Raw genomic sequence first — 8,410 nt, forward strand, 5'->3', positions numbered from 1 at the left:
CTTCGGCTCAAATAACCCGCTTTCCGTAAACTCTTCATAACTGGCGTGGTTCAGCGGCTGGTATTGATAAGCGGGATTAAGGAAGCTGATCAGTGGTTTAACAACCCGGTGCTTAAAATCATGCTGGTAATCTGTAGCCTCGTGCATCCCTTTACGTTTCATCATAAAATAGCGCGCCGCATAACCAGCCAGCGTAACCAGCAATACCAGCCCCGCCAAAAGGAACACCTGGTTCCCGTAGTTCATGGAATGCCCGGCCGCCGCGTTGCCGACGGATCGCATAGAAATTCTCACAATAAAAAAAACAAAAATGGCAAAGGGCGCCAGGGTGGCCACCCACATCCATCGTATCCAGTTACGGCCGGCAATACGCTGCTGTTCCAGCGTATTCAGTTCACTACTGAGCTGTTGATCCAGGAAGGCATTAAATTCTTCCAATGTTTTCATCTTAAATGATATTATCAGTTAGAAGACCAATGGGCGGAAGTGCCCCCTAAACTGTTGGCATAACCGGTAGCAGGCTGGCTGATGAATGCCTTAAACGGCTGTACATTTTCGGAAGACAGCGGCAGCTTGAAAAAAGAACGGCTTTCTCCCAAACGTATATGCGCATATTCCATCGGGAAAAGCCGCACCCTGATGATCCGCAGCGGCAAAATAAGTTTGTAATCCGTATAGGTATCAACGTTATTTACTACTTCCCCTCTTTCCAGACGGTTTACAAAATCATTTATTTTTTCAGGACGTTTCCTGATCTGCGCAAACATGAAAAGATACGGGATCAGCACCCCTACAGGCATAAACAGCAGTATATAGAGCACACCGGATGGTGTTTCACCGCTTTTTCCGGCAAAAATGCTGTAGCCGATAAGGCCAAAAAGCAGTATGGCAAATACTTCTGCGGTGATCAGGGCATTGACGGTCTGCTTCCTGTCTTTTTCGTGGATTTCCAGCAGCTTGGTTCTCAGCTCTGCAATGTTATTCATCAGATATGGTTTTGAAATTCTACTTTGACCGCAGTTTGTTGTAGTTGCTGATAGCGAGATAGAATCCGGCCAGCGCCACTACTCCATAAGCTGCCATCAGTGCCCAGGTGCTTTCACCTGTCACCTTGTAAATCAGCATTTCGATTTTAGTGATACTGATAGAAGCATCGCTAACAGCATGGAATTGTTTATAACGGTAAAAGATCAGTGCAATACCGGCTATACCCAGCAGCAGGCCAACGATAACACCTCCCCAGGAAGGCGGATCATCATCTTCTTCCGGTTTGTCGGGATACACGTCTTTCCCCGGTTCATTTAAATTGCTCATCAGGATGATGGTTAAGGGTTATTAAATAAAATTCAGGGCTGATGTAAATACTGCCGTTCACAAGGCTTCTTCGAGGTTAACCGAATTGAAACCGAATCATTCACCTTTACGAAAATAACTGAAAAAAAAATAAGATGCAAGCTGCTTTATTGCATCACCACCACTTCCGGTGGATATGCGTAATCCTGCCAGGCCGCCTCTGCTTCTTCTGCGGTGATATCATTATCATATACCATTACCCTGTATTTCAGCTGGTAGCGGGCGCCGGGATATAACTGCCATGGTTTCATACGGGTGGGCGTATAATTAAACATCAGTTCCCCGCCTTCAGTATTTTCCGGCCAAACGCGCAGGGGTTCAGGTGAATCAAAGTTATCAGGATAGTTCATGATCAGCATTCCTGCCTTTCCGTTGGGGGTAACGCCGGATATTTTCACCCAGCGCGCACGGGTGCTATCGGCATCCCTGCGTGATTTGCCTTCTGAAGTAAGCACGTGGCTGGTTTTATCGGTGAAATCAGCGGTGGTTCTCAATCCAAAGCCGCCGCCATAGCGATATTGCAGCAAAGTAATGCCGGTAGGTGTAGCGGGGGTAAAAGAGGAAGTAAAATCCCAGAGGCGGCGGGCGCCGTTATTGGTGGCGGGATAGGCCTGTACCAGCCATGTTTCATGAATGGCTGTTTTTTCGGTACCATCTTTCAGCAGCGCAATATGATCCTGGCTGGCGCTGAATCCACACCAAACACTTCCGGAAAATGTTTCCAGGTTACCGGCAAACCGCACTTTCCCTTCTTTCTTCTGCACATTCCAGAAATCAGTTTCACGTCCTTCAAAAAGGGTATGGGTCCATGGGTTCCAGATGCCCATGTGATGGGTATGCCCCGCATTCGGGAAGATGTTGGTAAGTACTACGCCGTTTGGCGCCCAGAGCGGATGGATAAATGCATTGCGGTTATATACGGTGTCTGCACCGGCGGGCGCCTTCACTGTTTCAAAATTATATTGCAGCACCGGCCGGCCGGTTTGGGCCAGCAATACATGCCCGTTAATGCGGTGGGCTGTCATAATTGTGTCTGCAGCAGGGGTTCCTTTGCGCAGTTCATATTTTCTTTCGGTACCTGCAGCCGTATTCCCTGTAAGGATCCAGCAGAGCTGCCCTGCACGTTCATTAACGGCAACGGGTACACGTTTATTACCTGTTACCTCTTCCAGCGTTACCGGGATGCCGGCGGAAGCCGGCACACTTGTATAAATCACACTGTTATAACGGTTCACCTTACCGGCTTTCACCGTAAAACGGGCAATTACCTGTGCATGAACACCGGAATAAATTAAAACAGACAGCAGCGATAACAGGCGAAATTTTTTCATAACAGGTCCAATACGTTGACCGAAAAATACGTTTTACTTTTTCAGTATGCAAATACCCTGCGCAGAGAAATACGAATATTGTTTAAAGGCTGGTACCATATTATCCTTTAATTCAATATTTTTGAACGCTCAATCAGGATAAATATGGCAGCCCCACAAAAAAACATGCTGACAACAAAACTCATTATAACCAATAAATCCGCCCTTCAACAGAAATACGGCGATGCTCACCAGCAGATCCTGGATGATATCAACATATTGCAGGCATTTGATAACGAAAGGCACCTGGATGCGCACATTATTTTTCTTGATGACGCTGCGCAGATGCAGACCTGCCAGTCGACCCCAGTAACGGAGCCGCTGGATGACGCCCAGAACAAAAAAGCCATCGATGAATTATACCGTTTCTTTTCACCGGGATACCTGCTGTTGCTGGGATCACAGGACGTTATTCCTTTCCAGCGGCTGAAGAACCTGTTGCCGGGCGACAATGACCCGGATACTTTTATTCCCAGCGATCTGCCTTATGCATGCGATACGCCCTATGATACAGACCCGGGTAAATTCATTTCACCTACGCGCGTGGTAGGCCGTTTACCCGATATACCCGGCGTAGCAGACGCTTCGTACCTGCATACACTGATCTCCAATATACTGGCAGCGGCGCCGTCGAAACAAGGCGACTACCTCCCCTATTTTTCCATGAGTACGTACGACTGGCAAAATTCCACGCAGAACACCCTGCAGAACATTTTTGGCGGCAACAGCAACCTCCTGATATTTCCCGGCAGCGATGCCGCGCTGAATGGTACCAACTGGACCGCTGCACAGCTACAGGCAAAAACGCATTTCATTAACTGCCACGGGGCTATTTATAACCCGGGGTTCTATGGTCAGAAATCCACCGAGTTTCCACTGGCAATGAGGTCTGATATACTAAAAGATAAAATTACCCACGGGACTATTGTAGCGGCTGAATGCTGCTATGGCGGGCAGTTATTTGACCCGAAGAAAAACAGCGGCAGGCGGATCAGCATGGCCAATAGCTACCTGCTGAATCATGCCCTGGCTTTTGTGGGTAGTTCCAATATCGCTTACGGCCCGCCAACCGGGCAGGGACTGGCAGATCTGCTCACGCAGTATTTCGTGATCAATGTGCTGAACGGCGCCTCCACCGGCAGGGCCCTGCTGGAAGCCAGGCAGCGGTTCCTGAACGAAATGGGCCCCACGCTGGACCCCTATGAGCTGAAAACAGCCGCCCAATTCTACCTGCTGGGCGATCCGTCCTGGCAACCGGTGATCAACGACAAAGACCCCAGCAGCACAAGCGATACACAGCTTTTTGTAAATACCCTGCAAAACCGCCGTGATAACCTGGAAGCCAGGGGTAAAATGCTGGACGACTTTATTGCCGTACCACAGCCGTCGGACAGTGCGCATGCCACAGACCCGGCGCTGCACCAGGCCATGCACCGGCTGCTCGATGAAAAAAACTTTACCGAAAAAAGGGATCCGAAAGTATTTGTAAACAGGAAAAACAATCCCGCAGTAAAAGAAGATGTGAGCGGCGCCATGCCATCTGTAAAATTTCACGTATTTTCGGAATCTGCCACCATTGGGGACTCTCCTTCTACAAAGGTGATAGTGGTGAAAGAAAAAAACAATCAAATACTGGGGTATCGTGAATATGTCAGCAGATAACAGCAACAGGGACGAAAACAGTCCCTTTATTACACTTACCGGGCGTTTGGTGCTCCGTACATTTGGCAAACACAGTAAAAGTGAACACCTCGGTGTATTCCTGGTTACAGACCAGGGAGATTACCTGATACGCCCGTCGGGAGCCAATCCTTTTATGCCTAATCCGCTGATGCCGCTGGCCGGCAAAACTATTGTGACCACCGGTTGTATTGAAGATTATGTTTTCCTGGCTCAAACCTGGAAAGAAGAGGAATGACCTGCAGGCAGCAACTCCGCACCTGTTCCCCACCTGTTGGCATAAATGATACGCCCGTTTTCCATCTTAATGCCGTCTGCACTATCTTCGGCCAGCAGCAACGGACCGTCCATATCCACATAATCCAATAAAGGCAGCAGATGCGCTACCGCAGAAGTGCCCACGGTACTCTCATTCATACTGCCCGTCATCACCTTCATGCCCATACGCTTTGCTTCAGCAATCATCCGCAGTGCCGGCGTTATGCCACCACACTTGGTAAGCTTGATGTTGATGCCATGGAAATAGCCCTGGCATTGGGCTACATCCTGCTCTACAATACAACTTTCGTCTGCAATAACCGGTAATACCACTTTTTCGTACACCCGCTTCATCCCTTCCTTATCAGCGGCGGCCATGGGTTGCTCTATAAATTCCACGCCCAGTTCTTTTAATGCAATCGCATTGCGAAGGGTTTCCTCCACTCCCCATGCGCAATTGGCATCTACCCTGAAAACAGCCGTGGTATGTTGTCTCAGCTCCCTAACAATAGCAATATCTTCTTTAGTACCTAATTTTATTTTATAAACAGGCCAGGGAAATTCCAGCAGTTTTTTCACCATGTTCTCTATCGTATCAATCCCTATGGTATAATCGGTAAGCGGATTGTGGGATACATCCAATCCCCATACTTCATAGAGTTTTTTTTGTTGTTGTTTAGCATACAGGTCCCATGCCGCTATGTCGAGTGCGCAAAGCGCAAACATATTCTCCTGCAGCAACGGGTACATATCCTGCCAGAAAGCAGCCGGTGTATGCAGCGTATAGTTCTCAATAAAAGAACGGTGTTGTTCAATGGCTTCCATTAACCTGGGCACGGTCATCTGGTAATAAGCGTTATCGGCGGTTTCCCCGAGCCCGCCCAGGCCGTCCTGTTCCAGCTTTACTACCAGCAGGGGTTGCACGTCTTTTGATTTACGGGAAATGGTAAAGGTGTGCCTGAACTTCAGTTCAAAAGGATAAAGGGTGAGCTTCATTTTGCTAACGGGTTCTTTCCATGAAAATACAACGCATTTGTGAGATTGTTTACGTTGTGCGCTCCCCTAAAATTCGCGGAATGCGGTAACGCCAGTAATGTGATGCTACTGCAGGGATATTTATTCTTTCCGTATCGGGGTGCCGGTTACTTTCCGGGGCTTCAGCAGCCAGCAGGTCCTGTACCTGGAAGATGCGCCACATGGCGGGCGAAGTCATGTGCCTGCTAATAATTTCGCGGAGCAGCTCCGGGGTGGCGGTAGAAGGAGCAGGACCGGTATGTTGAAGCTGTTGCTGATAATATTTCCGGGAAACAGCTGCATTTTCTTCCCACCATCCTCTCAGGGTGCTCATGTCGTGCGTGGAAGGCGTTAAAACAGACAGATAGGGCACCTTTGAGATATCAGTAAAGCGTTTGTTCCCGGATTTGGGCATGCGTTCAATTTCCAGGCTTAAAATGCCCAGCGCCTGCATTACGCCCGGCACACAGGCGGGTACCATGCCCAGGTCTTCCCCGCAAATGAGCATTTGGGTGGCTCGTTTTATCAGGGGCAGTTTATAGAGCGCTTCCCTGCGCCAGCGGTTTTCCTGCCAGGTGTAAAAGTATTCGTGGTACAATGCCTGGAGTTGTTCCCTGCTATCCTTATCCAGTGCGGCAAACGACCGGGTAGCCGTCATATCATAACGGGGATGGTACAACGTTTCTCCGGGGCCGGTTATCTTTATAAATAATACATCTGCTATCAGGGTACAGAGGATCTTTTTTACTTCTTCCGGCAATGCCGATTCCATTACTTTCCGTTGCGTGCTGTACGCCGGCAGCAGCTGATAACGTCCGTCGGGTAAGGGATGCATCAGTTGTTCTTTCATCATCCCAGCGTAATTGCCGAATAGTTCATCCAGGATAGCGCCTGTTATATAGGGCAGGCAATACCGGCTTTCTTCAAAGCTGATCCCACGGCGGCGCATCTCCCCGGGGCTTACGGGTATCGCCGGGTGGAAATATCCCAGTATGCCCTGTGTGGCATCCAGGGGGATCTGCCAGATACGGAAGAAACCAAGGATATGATCAATACGGAAGGCATCAAAATAAACAGACAGGTGGCGAAGACGCTGCTGCCACCATTCCAGCCCATCTTCCATCATACGTTGCCAGTTATAGGTGGGAAACCCCCAGTTCTGGCCTTCTGTAGTGAATCCATCAGGTGGTGCGCCCGCCTGCATATCCAGGTGGTAATGCGCCGGGTTCATCCAGGTATCCACACTATAGCGGGCTACGCCTATGGGAATATCCCCCTTCAGGGCTACGTTGCAATTATGGACCGCGGTTCTTGCAGCCGCCAGCTGGCAGTGGAGATGGTACTGTACAAAGAAATGATAATGCGCTGTATGGCTGGCTTCTTCATCCACAGTGATCAATTGTTTCACTGCCGTGTAGTCGTATATGTTATACAGGGGCCAACGGTTAAAATCACCTGTTCCATAGCGGTTACGCAAAAAACACCAGGCCGCATAAGGCAGCAGCCAATATTCATTCAGCGCAAACCACCGGCGGTAGCCGGGTGTTTGCCACTGCTGTTTTTCTGCTTCATACAGCTCCTGCAGGTACGCCAGCTTAAACGACATTACTTCTTCATAGTCGATGTATTCTTTTTCGTTGAGCCATTGCCGTAGCCGGTCAAACTGTTTTTGCAGGGGATGTTGTGCAGGCAGCATACCCACGTCCTGTAAGCGGATGTACTGCGGATGCAGGGCAAAGGAAGAGATAGCGGCATATGGATAAGAATCTTTCCAGGTACCGGTTTGCGTGGTATCATTTACCGGCAGTAGCTGTATCAGCTGCAAACCTTTATGCTGCGCCCATTGTGCTAATGCAGGCAGATCGGCAAATTCGCCGGTACCAAATCCTTCTGCACTGCGCAAGCTGAACACAGGAACAGCCACACCGGCGCCTTTCCAGGGTGTATACGCCATCCGCAAAAAGCCGTCGTGCAAAATTACCTGCCGCCCGGGTACGGCGGTGGTATGCAGCTCGCGGTTACTGCCATTTTCAAACTGGAGGAACTGTTGCTGTGCCAGGTCGTAAATGCCGTATTTATAATACAGCGGCGCCGTTTCCCCGGAAAGGTCCAGCGCTATGGAAAACCAGCCCTGTTCATCGTATTGCAGCAATAGCGGATAGCTGGTATCCCAGTTGCCCAGCAACTGGTTACTACCAAGCAGGCAAACGGTTTTGCCGGCATCCAGCAGGGGAACCTGCACGCGAAATATATGCGTGGCCGTTAGTAACGGTGGTATAACTGTGGCAGGCCTTTTATAAAAAACACGTGAGAACGGTGCCGTTAGCCAGGCATTCTCCGGGCGGGAAGCATCGTTCCAGGCATCTATGAAAACAAGATCCTGCTGTTCTCCGGGCGTAAAAACAAACTCCCGCACAGCGCCTTCATACATCACTTCTTCCCCTTCTTTCAGCAGGTACTGGTATCGCAAAGTGAAAGGAGCTCCCGGGGCCAGCCGGATCTCTGTATACCACCACGATGAAATTCCCCATTGCATACGGCATGCCTGTGAGGGTATATCATTGCCCAGAGCAGGTAAGTTACCAAGCAGGTACAACTCCTGCCCGTAATGAGTATGGTAATGGGTATAAAATCGTATGGTGTAATTCATCTGGTCCAGGCTATGCCGGACCAAAGTAAGGAAAAAACGCGGAGTTTGTCTGACTCAGGATTAAACTGATTACACCGATTACCCT

8 protein-coding genes are annotated in these 8,410 nt (G+C 49.4%); 2 read left to right on the forward strand and 6 right to left on the reverse strand.

Annotation, left to right across the window (positions count from 1 at the left end; genetic code table 11):
* The 4 genes from VN105_RS15955 to VN105_RS15970 form a co-directional block, all read right to left on the reverse strand.
* The coding region (locus tag VN105_RS15955; RefSeq protein WP_325642524.1) for a hypothetical protein at positions 1–447 on the reverse strand (447 nt) is incomplete at its 3' end.
* A gap of 14 nt (positions 448–461) precedes the next feature.
* A complete protein-coding gene (locus tag VN105_RS15960) occupies positions 462–986 on the reverse strand; it encodes a hypothetical protein (RefSeq protein WP_325642525.1) in 525 nt (174 codons plus the stop codon).
* 19 nt (positions 987–1,005) lie between these two features.
* Entirely contained in the window at positions 1,006–1,314 is a 309-nt protein-coding gene (locus VN105_RS15965) for a hypothetical protein (RefSeq protein ID WP_325642526.1), read from the reverse strand.
* A gap of 146 nt (positions 1,315–1,460) precedes the next feature.
* Positions 1,461–2,684, reverse strand: coding sequence for a PmoA family protein (locus VN105_RS15970; protein ID WP_325642527.1), 1,224 nt, complete (start codon positions 2,682–2,684; stop codon positions 1,461–1,463).
* Between the two features lie 165 nt (positions 2,685–2,849).
* On the opposite strand from VN105_RS15970, the gene VN105_RS15975 reads away from it, so the two are divergent.
* Complete coding sequence (locus VN105_RS15975) at positions 2,850–4,385, forward strand: C25 family cysteine peptidase (protein WP_325642528.1); 1,536 nt, start codon at positions 2,850–2,852, stop codon at positions 4,383–4,385.
* Positions 4,366–4,641: a hypothetical protein gene (locus VN105_RS15980; protein WP_325642529.1), complete on the forward strand. Its 276-nt coding sequence runs from the start codon at positions 4,366–4,368 to the stop codon at positions 4,639–4,641. Before VN105_RS15975 ends, VN105_RS15980 begins: the two co-directional genes overlap by 20 nt.
* On the opposite strand, the gene VN105_RS15985 is transcribed toward VN105_RS15980, so the two are convergent.
* Complete coding sequence (locus VN105_RS15985) at positions 4,617–5,657, reverse strand: dipeptide epimerase (protein ID WP_325642530.1); 1,041 nt, start codon at positions 5,655–5,657, stop codon at positions 4,617–4,619. The genes VN105_RS15980 and VN105_RS15985 overlap by 25 nt on opposite strands.
* Positions 5,658–5,706: 49 nt before the next feature.
* On the reverse strand, positions 5,707–8,325 hold the full coding sequence (locus tag VN105_RS15990; protein ID WP_325642531.1) for a 4-alpha-glucanotransferase: 2,619 nt from the start codon (positions 8,323–8,325) through the stop codon (positions 5,707–5,709).
* Positions 8,326–8,410: the final 85 nt, after the last annotated feature.

It is taken from the genome of Chitinophaga sp., assembly GCF_035564935.1.
In the GTDB taxonomy this organism is placed as follows: Bacteria; Bacteroidota; Bacteroidia; order Chitinophagales; family Chitinophagaceae; genus Chitinophaga.